The organism is Paraburkholderia hiiakae (assembly GCF_904848665.1).
In the GTDB taxonomy this organism is placed as follows: Bacteria; Pseudomonadota; Gammaproteobacteria; order Burkholderiales; family Burkholderiaceae; genus Paraburkholderia; species Paraburkholderia hiiakae.
This window is the reverse complement of record NZ_CAJHCQ010000020.1, coordinates 91,226-111,587: the sequence shown is the minus strand read 5'-3', so window position 1 is coordinate 111,587 and position 20,362 is coordinate 91,226. Positions and strand designations below refer to the sequence as shown.

Genomic DNA, 20,362 nt, shown 5'->3' with positions numbered 1-20,362 from the left:
GTGTCGGCGCTCACTTGCATAAACACGCCGTGCAGCCGACCCCGTACAATGGCTCGACCACCCAACGCACGAGGACAACATCAATGCGCACGACCGGGTCTTCCGGAAACATGACCCTGCTCACCGAGCATGACGACGCGACCGGACGCGAACTGCGTTCACTGCGCCTCGAATCGGCGGCCGACGGCAAAAGCCTCTTGCTGGTCGAAGTCGACGAGCGCAAGCCGGGCATCCATCGCGAAGTGCGTTACGAAATCACGCCGGCCGAGCTAATCGCGGCAATTCGCGCGCAAGGCGCCGAGTTGCCCGGGGAATCACACACGCGCTAAGCGCACGGAAAGAGGCGTCACGAACGCGGCACGCAAAGTCTCGTGTGCCGCGTTCTGTCGCTTTGCGCTCATCTCGCGTTCATCGCGTCTACCGCTTTTCAATCCGGCGCTTTTTTCACATGCCTGCCGCACTCGGCAGGCATTCTCACGTGCGTGCAGGGGGGTCGCTTGCACGCCTACGAAATGCGTCCATAATCTTTACGTTACCCTCCTATCTTTCCCGTTCCTCGCTTAATCGCGCAACGGAAGTAAGCCGATGCTACATGACCTCATCGCGCAATACGGGCCTGCGCTGGTGTTCATTAATGTGCTCGCCGGATCGCTAGGGCTGCCCGTGCCCGCGATGCCCGCGCTCGTGTTGTTCGGCGCGATGGCGGCCATGCATCCCGGATCGATCGGCCAGCAGGTCGCGCCGGTGCTCGGGCTCTCCATCTTCGCCATGCTGATCGGCGACAGCGTGTGGTTCATGGCCGGGCGCCTCTACGGCGGCAACACGCTCAAGACGCTCTGCAAGCTCTCGCTCTCGCGCGACACCTGCGTGAAAAAAACCGAGCGCTTTTTCGGCCGTTGGGGCGTGCGCGTGCTCGCCATCGCCAAGTTCGTGCCAGGGTTATCGCTCGTTTCCGTGCCGTTGGCGGGCGCGATGGGCGTGCCCTACCGCCAGTTCGTCGGCTTCGACGGCATCGGCGCGGCCTTGTGGTCCGGCACCGGCCTGCTCATCGGCGTGATGTTCGCACCTCAGATCGACATGATGCTCGCCGGCGCAAGCCGCCTTGGGCGCTTTGCCGCCGTCGTGGTGGTCGTGCTGCTGATGCTCTACGCGACCTACCGCTGGCAGCGCCGTCGCCAGCTCATCAAAAAGCTCGCGAGCGCACGCATCACGGTGGAGGACCTCTACCGCGCGATGGGCGCCAAGCCGCCGCCGGTGGTGTTCGACATTCGTTCAGAAGAAAAGCGCAAGCTCGATCCGTACATCATTCCGGGCGCGTTATTCGCCGACGAGCGCAAGCTCGAAGAGATCGTCGGCAAATATCCGAACGACCAGAAGCTCGTGATCTATTGCTCGTGCCCCAATGAAATTTCCGCGGCCTGGATGGCGAAGAAGCTCGTCGAGGCTGGCTTTACCGATGTGGTGCCGCTCCTCGGCGGCCTCGATGCGTGGCGCGACGCCGGCCGCGCGCTCGAGTCGCTCCAGCTGATGGCCCACGCCGAAGTCCCGGTCAACATCACGCCTAAAGCTGTCTGATCCGGGCGGCCCGCTCCCGAGCCGCCCGCACGAGGAGAACCGCCAGATGGGCACGATCACCGAAGCCGAGGTTCCGGAATCCGCGGACCTTCCTTCCGCGAGCCGCCACTCCGACACGCAGCCGCAACCCGCCGAAGCGCCGTTCTCGACGCTCTCCACGCGGCGCCACCAGATGTTCCCCGAACTCTCCGACGACGAAATCGCGCGCCTTGCGCGCTTCGGCGAGCAGCAGCACTGGGCGGCGGGCGAACTGCTCTTTCGCACGGGCGAAACCGGTCCCGGCATGTTCGTGCTGCTCTCCGGTTCGGTCAAAGTGTTCCAGCGCGACGGGCTGGGCCGCGAGCGGCTCATCGTCGAGCATGGGCGCGGGCATTTCCTCGCCGAAGTGGGCCAGCTTTCGGGCGGCCCGGCGCTCGTGGACGGGCTGGCGCTCGAACCCGTCGATGCGATCCTGATTCCGCCCGAGCAACTGCGCGCGGCCATCGTCGCCGAAGCCGAACTCGGCGAGCGCATCGTGCGCGCGCTGATCCTGCGCCGCGTCTCGCTCATCGAAAAGGGCGCGGGTGGCCCGATTCTCGTGGGCAAGCACAACGATCCCGCACTCGTTTCGCTGCAGGGCTTCCTCTCGCGCAACGGCCATCCGTATTCGGTGCTCGACGAGCGCGATGAAAGCATGCTCTGCGTAGTCGAGCGTTTCGCCGCGCGCTGCGAGGACCTGCCGCTCGTCATCTGCCCCGATGGCACGGTGCTGCGCCATCCCAGCGCGCCCGAACTGGCCACGTGTCTCGGCATCCTGCCCGAGCTCGATGGCAAGCGCGTCTACGACGTCTGCGTGGTGGGCGCGGGCCCGGCCGGTCTCGCCACCGCTGTGTACGCCGCCTCCGAGGGCCTTTCGGTGATCGTGCTCGATTCGCGCGCGCCGGGCGGCCAGGCGGGCGCAAGCTCGCGCATCGAAAACTACCTCGGCTTTCCCACCGGCATCTCGGGCCAGGCGCTCGCGGGCCGCGCGTTCGTGCAGGCGCAGAAGTTCGGCGCGCACGTGGCCATTCCGGTCACGGTGCGCAAGCTGTTCTGCGATGAAGAACCGCGCCGGCTCGAAACCTGCAGCGGCGATGTGCGCGCGCATACCGTGGTGATCGCGAGCGGCGCGGTGTACCGCAAGCCCGCGATCGACGGCATCGATCGCTATACGGGGCGCGGGATCTATTACTGGGCCTCGCCGGTCGAGGCCAAGCTCTGCAAGCACGAGAACGTCGTGCTCGTGGGCGGCGGCAATTCGGCGGGCCAGGCGATCGTCTACCTCTCCACGCACGCGCGCCAGATCGACGTGCTGATCCGCAAGACCGGATTCGAATCGACGATGTCGCGCTATCTGATCGACCGGATTGCCTCGCTCGCGAACGTGCGGGTGCACGGGCGCAGCGAGATCGGTGGCCTGGGCGAAGACGGTTCCGGTCTCGCGTCGGTGCGTCTGAAGACGCCGTGCCCGGAAGGCATCGACCATTTCGATTCGCGCCACCTGTTCCTGTTCACGGGCGCCGACCCGAATACGGGCTGGCTGCGCGCGTGCGGCGTGAAGCTCGACCCGCACGGCTTCGTGCTGACCGGCGACAACGAGTCGTGCAGCCTTGCGACTTCGGTGGAAGGCGTCTACGCGATCGGCGACGCGCGCGCGGGCTCGACCAAGCGCGTGGCCGCGGCGGTGGGCGAAGGCGCGGCCGTGGTCGCGCAGATCCATCAACGGCTCGCCGCGCTGCGGCCGGTGATGGTGGTTGCGGGCGTCCATGCGTGAGCGCGGTGCGGACGCGGCCGATGCGCCCACGGTTGCCGAAGCCAGTTCCTCGCTAATTCTGCCGCTCGCGGCGGCCCGCACGCTGCACCTCGCGGCGCAAGGGCTGCTCGCGCCGCCACGCCGCAAGGCCACACAGGACGACGTGCTCGACGCCATCCGCCGCATGGCGCAGTTGCAGATCGACACGATCCATGTGGTCGCGCGCAGTCCTTATTTCGTGCTGTTCAGCCGTATTGGCGCGTTCGAGCCGGCCTGGCTCGACGCGCATCTCGCACAAGGGCGCCTGTTCGAGTACTGGGCGCACGAGGCGTGCTTCCTGCCGATCGAGGACTATGGGCTGCTGCGCCACCGCATGCTCGATCCTTCAGGCATGGGCTGGAAATACGCGGCCGAGTGGCACGACCAATACCGCGACGAAATTGATGCGCTGCTCGAGCGCATTCGTACCGAGGGCGCCGTGCGTTCCGCCGACTTCGCGCGCGCCGAGGGCGACAAGGGCAGCGGATGGTGGGACTGGAAGCCGGAAAAGCGGCATCTGGAAGTGCTGTTCGCAACCGGCGCGCTGATGGTGGCCCAGCGGCACAACTTCCAGCGTGTGTACGACGTGGCCGAGCGCGTGTTGCCGCACTGGAACGACGCGCGCGATCTGCCGCCGCGGGCCGACGCGGAACGCGAGCTGGTCTTGCGGTCCTGCCGCGCGCTCGGCGTGATCCGTGCGGACTGGGCCGCCGACTACTTCCGCCTGCCGCGTCGCCCGTATGCCGATGCCCTGCATGCGCTCGCCGACGCGGGCGAGTTGCTGCCGGTGCGCGTGGAAGGCTGGAAACACGACGCGTTCGTGCATCGCGAGCACGCGCCGCTCATCGACGATGCGGCGAGCGGTAAGCTCGCCTCCACGGTCACGACCCTGCTCTCGCCCTTCGACCCGGTGGTGTGGGACCGCAAGCGCGCACTGGCGCTATTCGATTTCGACTACGCCATGGAATGCTATGTGCCGGCTGCGAAGCGCAAGTACGGTTACTTCGTACTGCCGATCTTGAATCGCGGGCGGCTCATCGGGCGTATCGACGCCAAGGCGCATCGGGCGCAACAGGTGTTCGAGGTGAAGTCGCTGCATCTGGAGCCCGGCGTGCGCACGAGTGGCCGTCTGGTGGCCGACTTGCGCCGGGCGCTGCAGCGTTGCGCGGACTGGCACGGCACGCCGGAACTACGCATCGGCGCCGCGCCGGACGGCCTTGCGGCCGCCCTGCTGGCTGAGTGAGCGTGCGGCTACCGGGTTGGCAAAAGCGGGTTGGCAAACGCGCAGCCGCACACGTTGAGAATGATTAGTGCTCCAGCTTGGCGCGCAGCTCGCGCGCGGCCTCGAGCAATCCTTCGTAGCCCGAACGCGCGTGCTGTGGCAGGTCGGGGTCGCCCACCAGCGCGCCCAGCGTTTCAACGAGACTGAAGACGAGGCCCTTGGCCGCGCCCGCCGCGATCTTGCCGGATTTCACGCCTTCGTCAACGTGACTGAAGGCGGCGTTCAGACTCTCCAGATCCGGTTGCGATGAACCGGCGCCAGGCTTTTGAGCGTCCTGCTTTTGCGTGTCGTCGCTCGTCATGATGAAATCGATCTCCCTTGGTGAGCCGTAGTCAAAAGAATCCCGCACTTTTTAATGTTATATACCCATCGGGTGCGGGCGTCTATTCGAGGCCCGGCAGCGCAAGGGTCAACGCAAAGCGCGCTCCCGAATCTTCTCACCTTTGCCGCCCGCGCGCCGAGTCCTCGGGCGCGACGGCTTGTCGCCGTGTCGCGTGTGGCGGCAAGAAAATGCCTTGAAATCAGGGCTAATGTGGTTTTTGCACGATGGATTGGCGGGTGCCCCGCCTCGCTTCACATGATCGCTGATGGCGCGCACCCGCCCCTCCTGAAAACACTCACCTTTGTGCGTCGAAGCGTGGGTTCACGCGGCTTCGAGTGCGGCTGCCGGCCGGTTCTCGCTCACCGCATCACAGGCTAGCGATGCATTTCGCCCTTGTTTTCAAGGCATTTTTTCACGCGGCTGCTCAACCCATGTGCTCACGCAATTTCGTGTGAGGTGCGTGAACAAGCGCAAACCTGCTCACTCCCGAAAAGCCTCACCTATCGCGTGAACAGCCATGTGGGCGCCGAAGCGAAGCCTGAACGATGCCGCGCGATGCGGTATCGTATGTGGATGTCTGCAGATGCCAATGCGAGGAATCACACGATGAGCTACGCAACGAACGCGCCCGCCCGCAAGGAAATCGACTCGCTCAACGGGGCCGCCGTCGTCGAATTCGGCACCGACTGGTGCGGCTATTGCCAGGGCGCGCAACCCCTGATTGGCGCAGCGTTCGAGCGCAATCCGCAGGTGCGCCGCCTGAAAGTGGAAGATGGGCCGGGCCGCGCGCTAGGCCGCTCGTTTCGCGTGAAGCTCTGGCCAACGCTCATCTTCCTGCGCGACGGCGTGGAGGTCGCGCGCGTGGTGCGTCCGCAAAACGCCACCGAACTCGACGAGGCGTTCGCTTCGCTCGCATAGTCTCGCCGGGCCCTCATACGCGGTCCGAACTATCCGCGCGGACCGCTCCCGAAAAACCTCACCTTTCCTCGCCAACCCGCCTGATTGCCCTCGCCGCGCTCACTCCTCGAGCCCGGCGAGCAGATCGTCGATCGCGCGATACACGCGCTCGACCACCTCCGGTCCTACCTCCGCTTCAAGCGCCTTGTAGCGCGCCTCCAGTTCCTTCGAAATCGCTTTCACGAGCTGATGGCTTTTCTTCGTGAGCGAGACGAGCACGCGCCGCTGGTCGTCGGCGAAACGCTCCTTCGTCACGAGGCCGAGCGCCTCCATGCGCGCGAGCACGCCCGCCATGCTCGGGCTGGATATCGTGCACAGGTCGGAAATCTGCCGCGGTTCGAGCGGCCCGCTTTCGTTGAGCGCGCGTATCACGCGCCACTGCTGCTCGGTGAGGCCGTGCGACGTGATGAGCGGGCGAAAGCGCTCCATCATCTTTTCGCGCGCGCGCAGCAGCAGCATGGGCAGGTTGCGGTGCGCAACGCGAGTGGTCGGACGTGAAGTATCGGACATGGCGGTTTCAGCTAAACGAGGAACGGGGCGCACCAAGGGAACTGAGTGTCCCAGGGGAAACCCGAAAAATTCTCATCGACGATTGACGACGGATGATAGCAAGCGCACTATCACTCACATATTAGTGTTTCCGTGAAGCCAATCCAAGCCATGTTTTCTGTTGCCGATCATCTGCTGCACGTCGAGGGCGAGGCGTTGCCGCGCGACGTAAGCGCCGCTGCCGTGCGCTCGCTGCTCGCCGCGGGCGCGCGCTGCCGGGCGCCCGTGAGCGGCGCGGTCTACGGCACGCTGCTCAACGACCGCCACGCGCTCGAAGCGCTGGGCGACGCCGTGAACGCGCCCCCTTATAAGGCGCCGCCCCGCGCGCCCATCCTGTATCTGAAGCCCCGCAATACGCACGCCGGGCATCGCGCGCGCGTGGTCGTCCCCGGGAGCGACGGCGTGCAAGTGGGTGCGTCGCTCGGCATCGTGATTGGACGCGCCGCCACACGCGTCGCCGTGCATGAAGCGTTCGATTACATCGCGGGCTATACGCTCGTGGCCGATCTGAGCGTGCCGCACGCGAGCGTCTATCGTCCCTCGGTGCGGTTTCGCGCGCGCGACAACTTCTGCGTGATCGGCCCCGCTGTGGTCGCGCGCCGACATGTGACCGATCCCGATCAGCTTGCGATCGCCGTGAACGTAGAAGGCGGTGAGGCCTTCAATGCGACAACGGCCACGAACGTTCGCGGCGTCGCCCGATTACTCGCCGATGTCACCGACTTCATGACGCTCGCCCCCGGCGACGTTGTCACGCTCGGCGTGCCACATGGCGCACCCGTGGTTCAAGCCGGTGCGCGCGCAACCATCGCCATTGGAGACTGGGCACCGCTCGAAATCGAATTCGTCGCGGCAGCCGTGGCGCAGGGAGAACAAGCATGATGCGCGCACGCGTTGCCTATGCAGGCGCGATACACCAAGCCACGCCCGAAGGCAGCCGCGTGCGGCTCGCCGACGGCCGCGTGTGCGAGGAGCATGAACTCGTGTGGCTCGCGCCGTTCGAGACCGGCACGATCTTCGCACTCGGACTCAATTACGCCGAGCACGCCAAAGAACTGCAGTTCTCGAAGCAGGAGGAACCACTCGTGTTCCTCAAGGGGCCGGGCAGCGTGATCGGCCATCGCGGCACCACGCGCCGCCCCGCCGATGTCACGTTCATGCACTACGAGTGCGAGCTTGCCGTCGTGATCGGCCGCACCGCGCAGAACGTGAAACGCGAGGACGCCATGCAGTACGTGGCCGGCTACACGATCGCGAACGACTACGCGATCCGCGACTATCTTGAGAATTACTACCGCCCGAACCTGCGCGTGAAGAACCGCGACGGCGGCACCGTGCTTGGGCCCTGGTTCGTCGATGCGGCCGACGTCGCCGACGTCAACGCGCTCGGTCTGCGCACTTACGTGAACGGCGAACTCAAGCAGAACGGCAACACGCGCGATTTCGTCACCGGCATCGCGGAACTCATCGAGTATTTGAGCGGTTTCATGACGCTCGCCCCCGGCGACGTCATTTTGACCGGCACGCCCGAAGGCGTCGTCAACGTGAATGCGGGCGACGAAGTGGTGTGCGAGATCGACGGCCTGGGCCGTCTGGTCAATACCATCGCGAGCGATGCCGACTACGGGCGCTGAAACCGGCCACGAATCGAACTCAGGATAAGTTAGACATGCGAATCGAACATCTCATCAACGGCCGCGCGCATACGGGGCGCGACTATTTCGAAACCGTGAATCCGGCGAACCAGGCCGTGCTCGCGGAAGTCGCGCGCGGCGGCGCAGAGGAAGTCGACCTCGCGGTGCGCGCCGCAAAAGACGCATTTCCCGCGTGGGCCGCGAAGCCCGCCGCTGAGCGTGCGAAGGCCATTCGCAAGCTCGGCGAGCTGATCGCGAAGAACGTGCCGGAGATCGCGCAGACAGAAACGAATGACACGGGCCAGACCATATCGCAAACGGGCAAGCAGCTGGTCCCGCGCGCAGCCGACAACTTCAGCTACTTCGCCGAAGTCTGTACCGCCGTGGATGGCCACACGTACCCCACGTCTACGCACTTGAACTACACGCTGTTTCATCCCGTGGGCGTGTGCGCGCTCATCTCGCCCTGGAACGTGCCGTTCATGACCGCCACGTGGAAGGTCGCGCCCTGCCTCGCGTTCGGCAACACCGCCGTGCTGAAGATGAGCGAGCTATCGCCGCTCACGGCCTCGCTGCTCGGCCAGCTCGCGCTCGACGCGGGCATTCCGGCCGGCGTGCTCAATATCGTGCACGGCATTGGCAAGGAAGCGGGCGAGCCGCTCGTCGCGCATCCTGACGTGCGCGCGGTCTCGTTCACGGGCTCGACGGCTACGGGAAACCGCATCGTGCAGGCTGCGGGCCTCAAGAAGTTTTCGATGGAGCTGGGCGGCAAGTCGCCGTTCGTGATCTTCGACGACGCCGATTTCGAACGCGCGCTCGACGCCGCCGTGTTCATGATCTTCTCGAACAACGGCGAGCGCTGCACGGCCGGCTCGCGCATCCTCGTGCAGCGCTCGATCTATGCGAAGTTCGCACAGCGCTTCATCGAGCGCGCGAAACGCATCACCGTGGGCGATCCGCTCGACGAGAAAACCATCGTCGGCCCGATGATCAGCCAGGGCCATCTCGCGAAGGTGCGCAGCTATATCGAACTCGGACCGAAGGAAGGCGCAACGCTCGCGTGCGGCGGCCTCGACGCACCCGCGTTGCCCGATGCGTTCAAGAACGGAAACTTCGTTCAGCCGACTGTGTTCGTCGATGTCGATAATCGCATGCGCATCGCGCAGGAGGAAATCTTCGGGCCGGTTGCGTGCCTGATTCCCTTCGACGACGAAGCGGACGCGATCCGTCTTTCCAACGAGATCGCCTACGGCCTCTCCAGCTACGTGTGGACCGAAAACACGGGTCGCGCATTGCGTGTGGCGGCCGCCGTCGAAGCGGGCATGTGCTTCGTGAACAGCCAGAACGTGCGCGACCTGCGCCAGCCGTTCGGCGGCACGAAGGCTTCAGGCGTGGGCCGCGAAGGCGGCACGTGGAGCTATGAAGTGTTCCTCGAGCCGAAGAACGTGTGTGTTTCGCTCGGCTCGCATCACATTCCGCACTGGGGCGTGTAATGGGCAAACTCGCGCTCGCCGCCAAGGTCACGCACGTGCCTTCGCTGTACCTCTCCGAACTGGACGGCCCGCACAAGGGTTGTCGCCAGGCCGCCATCGATGGTCACCACGAGATCGGCCGGCGCTGCCGCGAGCTGGGCGTGGACACGATCGTCGTGTTCGATGTGCACTGGCTGGTGAACAGCGAGTATCACATCAACTGTGCGCCGCGCTTCGAAGGCGTCTACACGAGCAACGAGCTGCCGCATTTCATCAGAAACATGCCGTATGCGTATCCCGGCAATCCGCAGCTTGGCCATCTGATCGCCGATGTCGCGAACGAAATGGGCGTGAAGACGCGCGCGCATAGCGAAACGACGCTCGACCTCGAATACGGCACGCTCGTACCCATGCGCTACATGAACGGCGACGAGCATTTCCGCACCGTATCAGTGGCGGGCTGGTGCATGTGGCATGACCTCGCCACGAGCGCGCGCTTCGGCCTCGCCGTGCGCCGCGCGATCGAAGCGCGCTACGACGGCACGGTGGCGATCCTCGCGAGCGGATCGCTGAGTCACCACTTCGCCAACAACGGTACGGCCGAGGCATTCATGCACAAGGTCTGGGACCCGTTCCTCGAAGCGACCGATCGAAACGTCGTGGCGATGTGGGAGCGCGGCGACTGGAAAACCTTCTGCGACATGCTGCCGATGTACAACGAAAAGTGTTGGGGCGAAGGCGGCATGCACGACACGGCCATGCTGCTCGGCGCGCTTGGCTGGGACCGCTACGAAGGCCGCGCGGAAGTCGTCACGCCGTATTTCGGCAGCTCTGGCACCGGGCAGATCAACGCGATCCTGCCCGTGACGCCGTTGCCGGCTTGAACAACGGAGCAAGCGATGCCCCATCTCACCCTCGAATACAGCGCAAATCTCGCGGATGCGAGCAACATCGGTCAGCTCTGCGAAACGCTTGCCCACGTGCTCGACGCACAGCGCGATGAAAGCGGCGCACGCGTCTACCCGCGAGGCGGTATTCGCACGCGCGCGCTGCGCTGCGAGCAGTACTTCGTCGCCGATGGCAATCCCGGGAACGCCTTTCTGCACGGCTGCCTGAAGATTGGCGCGGGCCGCTCACAGGCCGTGCGCCGGGCAACCGGCGAGGCGCTCTTCGAAGCGATCAAGCAGCACTTCGCACACGCCTTCGCTTCACACGGCCTCGCGCTTTCGCTTGAAATCGTCGAGTTCAGCGAGGAAGGCACGTGGAAACACAACAACCTGCACGCCCGGCTCAAAACCTGAGCGCAGGCGCACTGGAATTCACCATGCTAGATCAGCAAACCATCTGCGAGCTGGCCGCGCAGCTCGACGCAGCGGAACGCACGCGCACGCAGCTGCGGCATTTTTCGCGGTCGCATCCGGACATGACGATCGACGACGGCTACGCGATCCAGCGCGAATGGGTCAAACTCAAACTCGCGGCGGGCCACACGATCAAGGGCCGCAAGATCGGCCTCACGTCGCGCGCCATGCAGCGCGCGTCGCAGATCGACGAGCCCGACTACGCGCCACTGCTCGACAGCATGTTCATCCCCGCGGGCAGCGATATCCGCGCGGACCGTTTCATCGCGCCGCGTGTGGAAGTGGAGCTGGCGTTCGTGCTGAACCGGCCGCTGCAAGGGCCCAACGTCACACTCTTCGACGTGCTCGACGCGACGGCTTACGTCACACCGGCCATCGAGATCATCGACGCGCGTATCGAGCAGTTCGACCACGAAACCAAGGCGCCGCGCAAAGTGTTCGACACGATTTCCGACTTCGCAGCCAACGCGGGTGTCGTGCTGGGCGGCCGCCCGGTCAGGCCGCTCGACGTGGACCTGCGCTGGGTCGGCGCACTGCTCTACAAGAACGGCGCCGTGGAGGAAAGCGGTCTCGCGGCAGCGGTGCTCAACCATCCGGCCACGGGAGTCGCCTGGCTCGCCAACAAGATCGCGCGCCACGACGAACGCCTCGAAGCCGGCGACGTGATTCTGAGCGGCTCGTTCACGGCCCCGATTCCAGCTCGCGCGGGCGATACGTTTCATGCCGACTACGGCCCGCTTGGTGGGATCGGCTTCAATTTTGTCTGATCAGGATTCCATAATAATGTCCGCACCCGCCAACCCGTTCAAGCGCGCGCTCGCGCAAGGGCGCCCGCAAATCGGCCTGTGGGCCGCGCTGGCCGACTCGTACGTGAGCGAACTGCTTGCGAACACGGGCTTCGACTGGCTGCTGATCGACGGCGAGCATGCGCCCAACGATCTGCGCAGCACGCTCGCGCAGCTTCAGGCTGTCGCCCCCTACCCCGCGCATCCGATCGTGCGGCCCGTGCGCAACGACGCCGCCATCATCAAGCAATTGCTCGACATCGGCACGCAAACGCTGCTCGTGCCGATGGTCGAGAACGCCGACGAGGCACGCGCCGCCGTTGCCGCGACGCGCTATCCACCGCATGGCGTACGCGGCGTGGGCAGCGCGCTCGCGCGCGCCTCACGCTGGAACGGTTCCGCCGATTATCTGCACCACGCCGCAGAAGAACTGTGCGTGCTGGTCCAGGTGGAAACGGCGAGCGCGCTCGCGCAGCTCGAGGCAATCGCGCACGTGGAAGGCGTGGACGGCGTGTTCTTCGGCCCCGCAGACTTGAGCGCTTCGATGGGTCTGCTCGGCCAGCCGGGTTCGCCACGGGTGCGCGAGGTGATCTGCAAGGGTATCCGCGCCGTACGCGCGCAAGGCAAGGGCGCGGGCGTGCTCGCGGCCGATCCGGTCATTGCGAACGAATATCTCGAAGCGGGCGCGACTTTCGTGGCCGTGGGCAGCGACGTGTCGTTGCTCGCGCGTAGCGCAAGCGAACTGGCTGCGAAATTCCGCCAGCCTGCGGCGCGCGGCTAGCTCGCCTCATTCGCCCCGCTTCATTCGCCTTCTTCTCCGCTCGCCACGAGCCTGGCTAACACGGCGGCCAGCACTTCGCGCTCGTGCTCGCTCAGCGTGGCGAGAATCGCATCGTTCGTCGCCTTCGAGATCGTCGCGGCGCGCCGGTAAGTGCTGCGCCCCTGTGCGGTGAGCGCCACGAGCACGCCGCGTGCGTCCGCCTCGTTCGAGGTCTTGACGAGCAGGCCCTTGCGTTCGAGCACGTCGGTGGCGCGGCTCGCCTGACTGCGGTCGAGATTCGACACGCGCCCGAGATCCGACACCGACAACGAGCCGAACGCCCCCACGCTGAGCAGCAGCCGCGCCTCCGTGAGTGACAGCGAAAGCGCTGCCTCGAACGCGTCGCTCATCGTCCGGTCGGTCTGCTTCTTCAGCACATGGAGCCGGTAGGTGAACAGCTCCGCGATGTTGAACTTCCCCGTCATTCGTCTTCCCGGCTGGTTTTCCCCGGCCGCGAAATACGGCCACGCCATCAGAATAGCATCGATGAAAGCCCTTTTCTGCAGGCATTTCATGGAAAATTTGATGCTTGCACACGCATTTATTTGCGCGTAGGATCGGCGTGATCAGAGCCTGCCACGAGGAGACATTCATGAATGAAAACATCCAGCGCACACGCCCCGAATGGTGCGACCCCACGGAATGGGAAGCGCGCGTGCAGCTAGCCGCCGTGTATCGCGTGTTTCATCTCATGGGCTGGACCGAGCTGATCTTCAATCACATTACGCTGCGCGTGCCGGGGCCGCACAAGCATTTCCTCATCAACCCGTTCGGGCTCACGTATGACGAAATCAAGGCCTCGAATCTCGTCAAGATCGATCTCCACGGCAATATCCTGAGCCCGAGCGAGTATCCGATCAACCCGGCCGGCTTCGTGATCCACAGTGCGATTCATGCAAACGTGGAGAACGCGCATTGCGTCATGCACACGCACACCACGGCAGGGCTCGCGGTGGCGTGCATGGAAGGCGGCCTTGCGTATACGAACTTCTATTCGGCGCAGTTGCACGACATGGTCGCGTATCACGACTTCGAAGGCATTACTGTGCACGCCGAAGAAAAATCGCGCATTCTGAAGTCGATGGGCGACAAGCGGCTGCTGATCCTGCGCAATCACGGGCTGCTCTCGCATGGTGTGACCCTCGCGCACGCATTTGCGCTGCTTTGGACGCTCAATCGCGCGTGCGAAGTGCAGGTCGTGACCGATTCGATGCGCGGTCAGACGCTGCCGATCGCGCCCGCCATTACCGAACGCTCGACGCGCGACGCGTTGCAGTTCTCGCCCGCACATGGCGCGGGCCAGAACGTGCTCGACGCGCTGGTCCGTCGTGTCACGCGCATCGACCCCTCATATCAGGAGTGAAGGTTTGAACACCCCGAATCAAAAGATCACCGTCGTCGGCGGCGGTGCGATCGGCGGCCTGATTGCGGCGCGTCTTGCGCGCGCGGGCATCGCCGTGAATCTGCTCGCGCGCGGCGCGCATCTCGAAGCGATTCGCCGCGACGGTCTCACGATCGTTGAAGGCGACACGCGCTACACGCAAGCCCTGAACGCCACCAGCGACGCCGCCTCGCTCGGCGCGCAAGACCTCATTTTCATTTGCCTGAAGGGCCAGGCGCTCGCGCAGTCGGCGGCTTCGCTCGCGCCGCTCGTGGGTCCGCATACGCATATCGTCTCGGCGATGAACGGCGTGCCCTGGTGGTTCCTCCACGAGTTCGGCGGCACACACGCGAACGGCCGGCTCGAAGCGGTCGATCCCGGTGGCGTCATCTCAGCGGCGTTGCCGCCCGCGCAGGCTTCGGGATGTGTCGTGCATCTGTCGTCGTCGATTGCGGGGCCGGGCGTGATCCGCAAGGGCGGCGGCAATCATCTGATCGTCGGCGAAGGCTCAGCGCACATGGCCGCGCGCGCGCAGGAGGCGCGCGATCTGCTTGCGAAGGCTGGCTTCGAGGTCACGAAAGCCGAGCCCATTCAGTCGGATATCTGGGCGAAGCTCTGGGGCAACATGACGATGAACCCCATCAGCGCGCTGACGCGTTCGAGCGCCGACGTGATTCTCGACGACCCGCTCACCGCGCAACTCGTGAGCGCGGTGATGGCAGAAGCACGCGCGATTGGCGAAGCGCTCGGCATTCGCCTCGCGATGACCATTGAGGAGCGCAACGCGATCACGCGCAAGCTAGGCGCCTTCAAGACCTCGATGCTGCAAGACGTGGAGGCGGGCCGCTCGCTCGAGGTCGAGGCGCTTGTCGGCGCGCCGTATGAACTGGCACAGCGTGTGGGCATCGCGGCGCCGTCGCTCGGCATGCTTTACGGCCTGGCGCGCCAGCTCGACTCGAATCTCGAAGCGGCGCGCGAGGCACGCTAGCAGTCAATCCTCGAGCGGCTTGCCCGTGAGGTCGCGAATGAACGGCAGCGCAAGGCAGGAAATCGTCACGCACGCCATCACGTACCACGCGGGCGCGAGCAGATTGCCCGTGCTCTTCACGAGCCAGGTGGCAACCGTCTGCGCGAAGCCGCCGAAAATCGCCACGCCGATACCGTAGACGATCGCCATGCCCGTCGCTCGCACGGCGCGGGGGAACATCTCAGGCAGCATCGTGATGGAGGGCGCGGCCTGCAGCGCGAGCAGCACGCTCAGGCCGCCCACGGTGATCAGGAGACGCGCGGCGTCCGGCCCGCTCGTCAGCCAGAGAAACGCCGGATAGATCAGCAGCAAGACGCCCACGCGCGGCCAGAAGATCAGCGTGCGGCGGCTGAAGCGATCGCAGAGCAACCCCGAAAGCGGGCCGACCACGAAGGTCACGACGCCCGAAACCAGCCCCGCCAGCAAGGCCGTGGGCGCGGGCACCTTCAGTTCGTGGATCGCATAGGTCGGCATATAGAACGTGACGACATAGGCCGTGACCGTGGAGCCGATCGTCAGCAGGATGCCAAGCGCCGCGCGCCGCCCGTGGTCGCGCAGCACGGCGAGCACCGGCATGCGCACCACGCTCGCCTGCTGCGGCAACTGTTCGTCCAGACGCCGGCGAATCCACATGCCGATCGGGGCAATCGCTACACCCATGAGGAAGGGCACGCGCCAGCCCCAGGCGAGCAGCGCGTCGGGCGCGACGAACGTCGTCAGGAGTCCTGCCATCAGTGCGCCGAGCGAAACGCCGATGCCCTGGCTCGCAAACTGGAAACTGCCGAGCAGGCCGCGATTGGCGGGCGTGCCCGCCTCGATCAGCAGCGTAGTGGAAGCGCCCACTTCACCGCCCGCGGAAAAGCCCTGCAGCAAACGCGCGAACACGATCAAGACCGGCGCGGCCACGCCGATCTGCGCGTAGGTGGGCGCGAGGCCGATCAGCATGCAGCCCAGCGCCATCATGAAGATCGTGAGCGTCATGGCAGGCTTGCGGCCGGCGCGGTCGGCATAGGCGCCGATCACGATGCCGCCCAGCGGCCGCATGACGAAGCCCACGCCGAATGTCGCCACCGAGGCCAGCAACTGCCCGTAGCTCGACATGGTGGGAAAGAACAGCTTGCCGATGGTCAGCGCGAAGAAGCTGTAGACGGTGAAATCGAAGAATTCGAGCGCATTGCCGATTGTCGCGGCGACGATCAACTGCGTGCGGCTCAGTTTGCCCTTGCGCACTCCGGTCATGCTGACGCTGTTCATGGCTCTCCTCGTCGGCCTCTGGCGGGCCTGGATAGTGGACCGTGCAACGGTAGCATTCGCCCCGGCGCACGCGCCACTGATCAAAACCCGCGGAGGCGGTGGAATCCATCAGCCGATGAAGCGTCCCTTTTACCGGGCCCCGGCGTGCGCGCCTCATCCGCGTTCGTAAGGCAAAAGAGGCATACTGCCGGGATAGTGAGCACTCACGTTTCGCGCGCCGCGCCGTTTTTTGCGGTTCCGCAAACGCCATGTGGCCCACCCGCGCATCAAGTGGGCACCAAAATTGCGGCAGCGCGTCGAACGTTCCGACGAATCGGGCGACGGCGGGCTGTACGCCGCGCCAACGCGCTTCCTGCCGCGCGTTTCGCCCCGCTGTCTTTTCAATCCGCCGCCACTGATGGGTCGCCGCAGTCGCGATCCGTATGCCAATGACAAGGATGTCCCTTTCTTCTGCCTTTCGGTCCGCGCGCGCGCCGCGCCCGCGTGCCCGCTTCTCCGTACTCGCCGTACTCGCCGTTTTATCCGGTCTGATGCTCGCGCCCGGCGCGTCCAGCGCAACGGCAGCCACGCCAGCCACCCTTGCCGAAGCGCTCAAGCCCGGCACGAGCCCAGCGCATCCGGCCCAGCCTGCCGCGAGCGGGCCCGACGCCAACGCAAGCAACCCCGCCGCGCCCGTGGCGCTCACGCCTACCCAGGCGCAAGCCGCCCTCAAGGTCCTCGACGATCCCGTGCAGCGCGGCCACATGGAAGACACGCTGCGCGCCATCGCCGCCGCCGGTGCGCTGGCCGCGCCCGCCTCGGCGAGCGCGCCAGCCAGTGCGCCCGCCGCGGCCTCTGGCGCGTCGGCGGCCACGCCCGCTTCCGCGCCGCTCGCAGGCGCGCTGCGCTCCAACGGTCTCGTCGTGCAGATCGCCGATCACGCCGCGCACGGCGCGCGCATGGTCGGCCAGCGTCTGAACCAAACGTTCGCGACGCTGCTCGGCCTCTGGTCCACGCGCAACTGGTGGCAGGACCATCTGAACACGCCGCAAGGCCACGCGCTGCTGCTCGCCCTGCTGCGCGTACTGCTGCTCACGCTCGTGCCCGCGCTCGCGCTCGCCACGGTGCTGCGCCGCGTCGTCGCCACGCCGGAGCGCGCCATTGCCGCGCATCAGGCAGCGAAACAACGCGAGGGCGCCGAAGTCCCGCAAGGCGGCGCACCCACGCCTCAGCCGCAAACGCCCGAAGCGACGGGCACGAGCGTCGCGCTCGCCGCGCAGGCGAAAGCCGCCGATGCGAAGGCCGAGGCCCAGGACGCCGCGCTGCGCGAAGCCGCCGGCATGGAACCGGCCGACGGCAAGGACAATAGGGACAGCGACCCGAACGCCGGCCCCAACGCGAACGCGAGCGCCAACGCGGCAGCGCGCGCTACGGTGGTCGCAGCGCAGGCCGAGGACAACGCCGACGCCTCGCCGAAAACCGCCGCCGACCGCGCGAAAGAGGCGTACCACGCGCTGCGTGGCGCGCATCACTGGCGCCTTTTGCAGCGTCTGCCGGGCGCGTTGCTCGTGATGCTGCTCGAAGTCGTGCCGGTGATCGCCTTCGGCCTGTGCGCCGCTGGCGTGCTCTCGCTCCTCGGCCCCGAAGACGCGGCACCCGCCGAAGCCGTAGGCCATATCGTCGATACCTATGTGATCTGCCGCGTGATCGCGATATTCGGCAAACTGCTGTTCGCGCCCGACGCGGCCGCACTGCGCCTCGTGCCGCTCCCCGACGAATGGGCCGCTTACGCGCAGCGCTGGCTCGTGTGCATCGTCGTGATCGGCGGCGTGGGCGGGGCGATTGGCGGCGCGGTGCCGCTCGGCATGGCCGAGGACGCGCATCTCGCGCTCGTGAAGGTCGTCACGCTCGTCGGCCACCTCGCGCTCGGCGTGATGATCCTGCAACTGCGCCGCCCCGTGGCCGACGCCATGCGCGCTGCCGCCGCGCGCCACGGCTCGTACGCCTGGTTCATGCAGTGGTTCGCCGACATCTGGGTTGGCGTGGCGCTCTTCGTCGTCATCGCGCTGTGGTTCGTCTGGGCGCTCGATCTGCGTGGTGGCTACGCAGCCCTGCTGCGCGCGGGCGGACTCTCGCTCGTCGTCCTGCTCGCCGCGCGCGTGAGCGCCATCGTGCTGCTCGGCGCGTTGAGCCGCGTGTTCGGCTTGCGCGACGATCAGGAGAAGATGAGTTTCGGCCAGCGCCGCGCGTATCGTTACTACCCCGCGCTGCGGCGCATCGTTGTCGTGGCGATCTGGATCGTGACGCTCGACCTGCTGCTGCACGTCTGGGGCCTGCGTCCCGCACGCATTCTCGCGCTCGCGCCTATCGGACATCTGCTGGGATCTGCACTCCTGACTATCGTGGTCGCCATCGTCGTCGCGGTCGCGATCTGGGAGTTCGCGAACGGCGCGGCCGAGCGGCGCCTGAACGCCTGGACCGATTCCGGCGACTTCGTGCGCGCTGCGCGCCTGCGCACGCTCTTGCCGATGTTCCGCACCACGCTGCTCGTTTCGATCCTCGTTGTGGTCGGGCTTACCGCGCTCTCGCAGCTTGGCGTGAACACCGCGCCGCTCATTGCGGGCGCAAGTATTTTCGGCGTGGCGCTCGGCTTTGGCTCGCAAAAGCTCGTGCAGGACTTCATCACCGGCATCTTCCTGTTGACGGAAAACGCCTTGCAGGTCGGCGATTGGGTGACCGTGGCGGGCGTTTCGGGCACCGTCGAGTTTCTCTCGATCCGCACCGTGCGCCTGCGCGGCGGCGACGGCTCGCTCTACACCGTGCCGTTCAGTTCGGTCACGACCGTGAACAACACGAATCGCGGCATCGGCAACGCGGCGGTGAAGGTGCAGATCGCGCATGGCGCGGATCTGCAACGCGCCATCGACACGCTGAAGGATATCGGCGCCGAGATCCGCAAGGAAGACGCGTTCAAGAACGGCATTCTCAGCGACTTCGCGTATTGGGGCGTCGATCAGGTGGATGGTGCGACCGTGACGCTCGTCGGGCAGATTCAGTGCAAGGACTCGGCGCGCTGGGGTGTGCAGCGCGAATTCAACAAGCGCGTGTTGCTGCGCTTCACGGAGCGCGGCATCGAGCTGGCGAATCCTCAGCGCAACTTCCTCGTGGGCATGGCGCGCGGTGACGATGTCGAAGGGCGTACGTACGGCGACGATCACGACGGCGATGCCAGCGCTGATGCCAACGACGACGATCGCTCGCGGGCGCAATCGCGCGGCGCGTCGAAAGCTGCTTCGCAAGGGAGCAAGCCGCGCAATGGCCGCGCCGGTGCGTCGGGCGACGGTAACGGGTCGCCGAGCGGAAAGCCGAATTGATGCGCTGACATCGCAGCCGGTGCGCGGCTCAAGCGCGCCGGCCTCACCCTTCGTTTCGCACCGCTTAGCTCCCGAAAAAGCTCACCAATACGACGCAAGCCGCGCCACAAGGCAACACTGACGGAGTAAAGTTCTCCGTCTAATCAAGGGTCTGCGCGCGGTGGCATCGTGCGCCGCACGCGCGGCGCGGTGAGTCCCGAAGAAGCTCACCTTCGTGGAGTCGCCTATGCCGAAGACCGAGAACGCCAGCGCCTGAAACGTCATACCGGCCACGAACCGGGACCCGCGCGGCGCTCCCGATATAATCGATTTGCCATTCAACAAGGACCTCTCATGAAATCACTGATTGCCCTGGTCGCCGCTGCCACTGTTGCAACGACCGCGTTCGCCGCCAACACCATCGAAAAGTTGCCGTCGGGCGTCGTCGTCGAACACATCAAGCAAGGCACCGGTCCGCAACCCGCCGCCACCGACGTCGTGCGCGTGAACTATCGCGGCACGCTCGCGAACGGCACCGAATTCGACAGCTCCGACAAGCATGGCGGCCCCGCGACCTTCCCGCTCAATCGCGTGATTCCCTGCTGGACGCAGGGCGTGCAGAAGATGAAGGTCGGCGGCAAGGCGAAGCTGACCTGCCCGGCGGCGACCGCTTATGGCGATCGCGCGGTCGGCCCGATCCCGCCGAACAGCGACCTCACGTTCGAAATCGAACTGATCGGCATCGGACAGTAAGGCCAGCAGATTCTGCCGGCAAAAAAAACGGGCGGTTAAACCGCCCGT

At 65.8% G+C, this 20,362-nt stretch carries 20 protein-coding genes; 16 read left to right on the top strand and 4 right to left on the bottom strand.

Features of this window, described 5'->3' with window-relative positions; genetic code table 11:
- The first annotated feature begins 83 nt into the window (after positions 1-83).
- The 4 genes from JMY28_RS30190 to JMY28_RS30175 all read left to right on the top strand — a co-directional run bounded on the left by JMY28_RS30190 (position 84) and on the right by JMY28_RS30175 (position 4,628).
- Entirely contained in the window at positions 84-329 is a 246-nt protein-coding gene (locus JMY28_RS30190) for a hypothetical protein (RefSeq protein WP_028207914.1), read from the top strand.
- Positions 330-585: 256 nt separating this feature from the next.
- Positions 586-1,575 carry a DedA family protein/thiosulfate sulfurtransferase GlpE gene (locus tag JMY28_RS30185; protein WP_201699576.1) on the top strand — a complete coding sequence of 330 codons (990 nt, stop codon included), beginning with the start codon at positions 586-588 and terminating at the stop codon, positions 1,573-1,575.
- A 46-nt stretch (positions 1,576-1,621) separates the two neighbouring features.
- Complete coding sequence (locus tag JMY28_RS30180) at positions 1,622-3,367, top strand: FAD-dependent oxidoreductase (protein ID WP_201699575.1); 1,746 nt, start codon at positions 1,622-1,624, stop codon at positions 3,365-3,367.
- Complete coding sequence (locus JMY28_RS30175; protein WP_201699574.1) at positions 3,360-4,628, top strand: winged helix-turn-helix domain-containing protein; 1,269 nt, start codon at positions 3,360-3,362, stop codon at positions 4,626-4,628. Before JMY28_RS30180 ends, JMY28_RS30175 begins: the two co-directional genes overlap by 8 nt.
- Positions 4,629-4,692: 64 nt before the next feature.
- Here JMY28_RS30175 and JMY28_RS30170 read toward each other — a convergent pair whose 3' ends face one another.
- Positions 4,693-4,968: a hypothetical protein gene (locus JMY28_RS30170; protein WP_201699573.1), complete on the bottom strand. Its 276-nt coding sequence runs from the start codon at positions 4,966-4,968 to the stop codon at positions 4,693-4,695.
- Positions 4,969-5,595: 627 nt separating this feature from the next.
- Between JMY28_RS30170 and JMY28_RS30165 the strand changes: the two genes are divergently transcribed.
- Positions 5,596-5,907, top strand: a complete 312-nt coding sequence (locus JMY28_RS30165; RefSeq protein ID WP_201699572.1) for a thioredoxin family protein — start codon at positions 5,596-5,598, stop codon at positions 5,905-5,907.
- 99 nt (positions 5,908-6,006) lie between these two features.
- Here JMY28_RS30165 and hpaR read toward each other — a convergent pair whose 3' ends face one another.
- The gene (gene hpaR / locus JMY28_RS30160) at positions 6,007-6,405 is read right to left on the bottom strand and encodes a homoprotocatechuate degradation operon regulator HpaR (protein ID WP_133183917.1); all 399 of its coding nucleotides are present in this window, start codon (positions 6,403-6,405) and stop codon (positions 6,007-6,009) included.
- Positions 6,406-6,606: 201 nt separating this feature from the next.
- Between hpaR and JMY28_RS30155 the strand changes: the two genes are divergently transcribed.
- The 7 genes from JMY28_RS30155 to hpaI are packed head-to-tail and all read left to right on the top strand — an operon-like array spanning position 6,607 to position 12,528.
- A complete protein-coding gene (locus JMY28_RS30155; protein ID WP_201699571.1) occupies positions 6,607-7,377 on the top strand; it encodes a fumarylacetoacetate hydrolase family protein in 771 nt (256 codons plus the stop codon).
- Positions 7,374-8,129: a fumarylacetoacetate hydrolase family protein gene (locus JMY28_RS30150; protein WP_201699570.1), complete on the top strand. Its 756-nt coding sequence runs from the start codon at positions 7,374-7,376 to the stop codon at positions 8,127-8,129. Before JMY28_RS30155 ends, JMY28_RS30150 begins: the two co-directional genes overlap by 4 nt.
- Before the next feature lie 35 nt (positions 8,130-8,164).
- A complete protein-coding gene (gene hpaE / locus JMY28_RS30145) occupies positions 8,165-9,622 on the top strand; it encodes a 5-carboxymethyl-2-hydroxymuconate semialdehyde dehydrogenase (protein WP_201699569.1) in 1,458 nt (485 codons plus the stop codon).
- Complete coding sequence (gene hpaD, locus JMY28_RS30140) at positions 9,622-10,485, top strand: 3,4-dihydroxyphenylacetate 2,3-dioxygenase (RefSeq protein WP_201699568.1); 864 nt, start codon at positions 9,622-9,624, stop codon at positions 10,483-10,485. Before hpaE ends, hpaD begins: the two co-directional genes overlap by 1 nt.
- A gap of 15 nt (positions 10,486-10,500) precedes the next feature.
- Complete coding sequence (locus JMY28_RS30135; RefSeq protein WP_201699567.1) at positions 10,501-10,902, top strand: 5-carboxymethyl-2-hydroxymuconate Delta-isomerase; 402 nt, start codon at positions 10,501-10,503, stop codon at positions 10,900-10,902.
- Positions 10,903-10,925: 23 nt separating this feature from the next.
- Positions 10,926-11,729 (top strand): 2-oxo-hept-4-ene-1,7-dioate hydratase, encoded by an 804-nt coding sequence (gene hpaH / locus JMY28_RS30130; protein WP_201699566.1) that lies wholly within the window; start codon positions 10,926-10,928, stop codon positions 11,727-11,729.
- Between the two features lie 16 nt (positions 11,730-11,745).
- The gene (hpaI, locus tag JMY28_RS30125) at positions 11,746-12,528 is read left to right on the top strand and encodes a 4-hydroxy-2-oxoheptanedioate aldolase (RefSeq protein WP_201699565.1); all 783 of its coding nucleotides are present in this window, start codon (positions 11,746-11,748) and stop codon (positions 12,526-12,528) included.
- Between the two features lie 20 nt (positions 12,529-12,548).
- On the opposite strand, the gene JMY28_RS30120 is transcribed toward hpaI, so the two are convergent.
- Positions 12,549-12,992 carry a MarR family winged helix-turn-helix transcriptional regulator gene (locus JMY28_RS30120; protein WP_201699564.1) on the bottom strand — a complete coding sequence of 148 codons (444 nt, stop codon included), beginning with the start codon at positions 12,990-12,992 and terminating at the stop codon, positions 12,549-12,551.
- A 167-nt stretch (positions 12,993-13,159) separates the two neighbouring features.
- Here JMY28_RS30120 and JMY28_RS30115 point away from each other — a divergent pair, with 167 nt between their 5' ends.
- Positions 13,160-13,930, top strand: a complete 771-nt coding sequence (locus tag JMY28_RS30115) for a class II aldolase/adducin family protein (protein ID WP_201699563.1) — start codon at positions 13,160-13,162, stop codon at positions 13,928-13,930.
- Positions 13,931-13,934: 4 nt separating this feature from the next.
- Positions 13,935-14,936 (top strand): 2-dehydropantoate 2-reductase, encoded by a 1,002-nt coding sequence (locus tag JMY28_RS30110; RefSeq protein ID WP_236597111.1) that lies wholly within the window; start codon positions 13,935-13,937, stop codon positions 14,934-14,936.
- 3 nt (positions 14,937-14,939) lie between these two features.
- Here JMY28_RS30110 and JMY28_RS30105 read toward each other — a convergent pair whose 3' ends face one another.
- Positions 14,940-16,229, bottom strand: a complete 1,290-nt coding sequence (locus JMY28_RS30105; RefSeq protein ID WP_201699561.1) for an MFS transporter — start codon at positions 16,227-16,229, stop codon at positions 14,940-14,942.
- A 437-nt stretch (positions 16,230-16,666) separates the two neighbouring features.
- On the opposite strand from JMY28_RS30105, the gene JMY28_RS30100 reads away from it, so the two are divergent.
- Together JMY28_RS30100 and JMY28_RS30095 are read left to right on the top strand one after the other, a co-directional pair.
- The gene (locus tag JMY28_RS30100) at positions 16,667-19,582 is read left to right on the top strand and encodes a mechanosensitive ion channel family protein (protein WP_201699560.1); all 2,916 of its coding nucleotides are present in this window, start codon (positions 16,667-16,669) and stop codon (positions 19,580-19,582) included.
- Positions 19,583-19,915: 333 nt separating this feature from the next.
- Positions 19,916-20,314 carry an FKBP-type peptidyl-prolyl cis-trans isomerase gene (locus tag JMY28_RS30095; RefSeq protein WP_201699559.1) on the top strand — a complete coding sequence of 133 codons (399 nt, stop codon included), beginning with the start codon at positions 19,916-19,918 and terminating at the stop codon, positions 20,312-20,314.
- Positions 20,315-20,362: the final 48 nt, after the last annotated feature.

Bases quoted from the DNA above. Each gene is read 5' to 3' on its own strand.
- JMY28_RS30115 (WP_201699563.1), top strand. From the start codon at position 13,160: ATGAATGAAAACATCCAGCGCACACGCCCCGAATGGTGCGACCCCACG.
- JMY28_RS30135 (WP_201699567.1), top strand. From the start codon at position 10,501: ATGCCCCATCTCACCCTCGAATACAGCGCAAATCTCGCGGATGCGAGC.
- hpaD (WP_201699568.1), top strand. From the start codon at position 9,622: ATGGGCAAACTCGCGCTCGCCGCCAAGGTCACGCACGTGCCTTCGCTG.
- hpaI (WP_201699565.1), top strand. From the start codon at position 11,746: ATGTCCGCACCCGCCAACCCGTTCAAGCGCGCGCTCGCGCAAGGGCGC.
- hpaR (WP_133183917.1), bottom strand. From the start codon at position 6,405: ATGCTGCTGCTGCGCGCGCGCGAAAAGATGATGGAGCGCTTTCGCCCG.
- JMY28_RS30180 (WP_201699575.1), top strand. From the start codon at position 1,622: ATGGGCACGATCACCGAAGCCGAGGTTCCGGAATCCGCGGACCTTCCT.
- JMY28_RS30120 (WP_201699564.1), bottom strand. From the start codon at position 12,992: ATGACGGGGAAGTTCAACATCGCGGAGCTGTTCACCTACCGGCTCCAT.
- JMY28_RS30150 (WP_201699570.1), top strand. From the start codon at position 7,374: ATGATGCGCGCACGCGTTGCCTATGCAGGCGCGATACACCAAGCCACG.
- JMY28_RS30105 (WP_201699561.1), bottom strand. From the start codon at position 16,229: ATGAACAGCGTCAGCATGACCGGAGTGCGCAAGGGCAAACTGAGCCGC.
- JMY28_RS30175 (WP_201699574.1), top strand. From the start codon at position 3,360: ATGCGTGAGCGCGGTGCGGACGCGGCCGATGCGCCCACGGTTGCCGAA.
- JMY28_RS30095 (WP_201699559.1), top strand. From the start codon at position 19,916: ATGAAATCACTGATTGCCCTGGTCGCCGCTGCCACTGTTGCAACGACC.
- hpaH (WP_201699566.1), top strand. From the start codon at position 10,926: ATGCTAGATCAGCAAACCATCTGCGAGCTGGCCGCGCAGCTCGACGCA.
- JMY28_RS30100 (WP_201699560.1), top strand. From the start codon at position 16,667: ATGTCCCTTTCTTCTGCCTTTCGGTCCGCGCGCGCGCCGCGCCCGCGT.
- JMY28_RS30170 (WP_201699573.1), bottom strand. From the start codon at position 4,968: ATGACGAGCGACGACACGCAAAAGCAGGACGCTCAAAAGCCTGGCGCC.
- JMY28_RS30190 (WP_028207914.1), top strand. From the start codon at position 84: ATGCGCACGACCGGGTCTTCCGGAAACATGACCCTGCTCACCGAGCAT.
- hpaE (WP_201699569.1), top strand. From the start codon at position 8,165: ATGCGAATCGAACATCTCATCAACGGCCGCGCGCATACGGGGCGCGAC.
- JMY28_RS30165 (WP_201699572.1), top strand. From the start codon at position 5,596: ATGAGCTACGCAACGAACGCGCCCGCCCGCAAGGAAATCGACTCGCTC.
- JMY28_RS30185 (WP_201699576.1), top strand. From the start codon at position 586: ATGCTACATGACCTCATCGCGCAATACGGGCCTGCGCTGGTGTTCATT.
- JMY28_RS30155 (WP_201699571.1), top strand. From the start codon at position 6,607: ATGTTTTCTGTTGCCGATCATCTGCTGCACGTCGAGGGCGAGGCGTTG.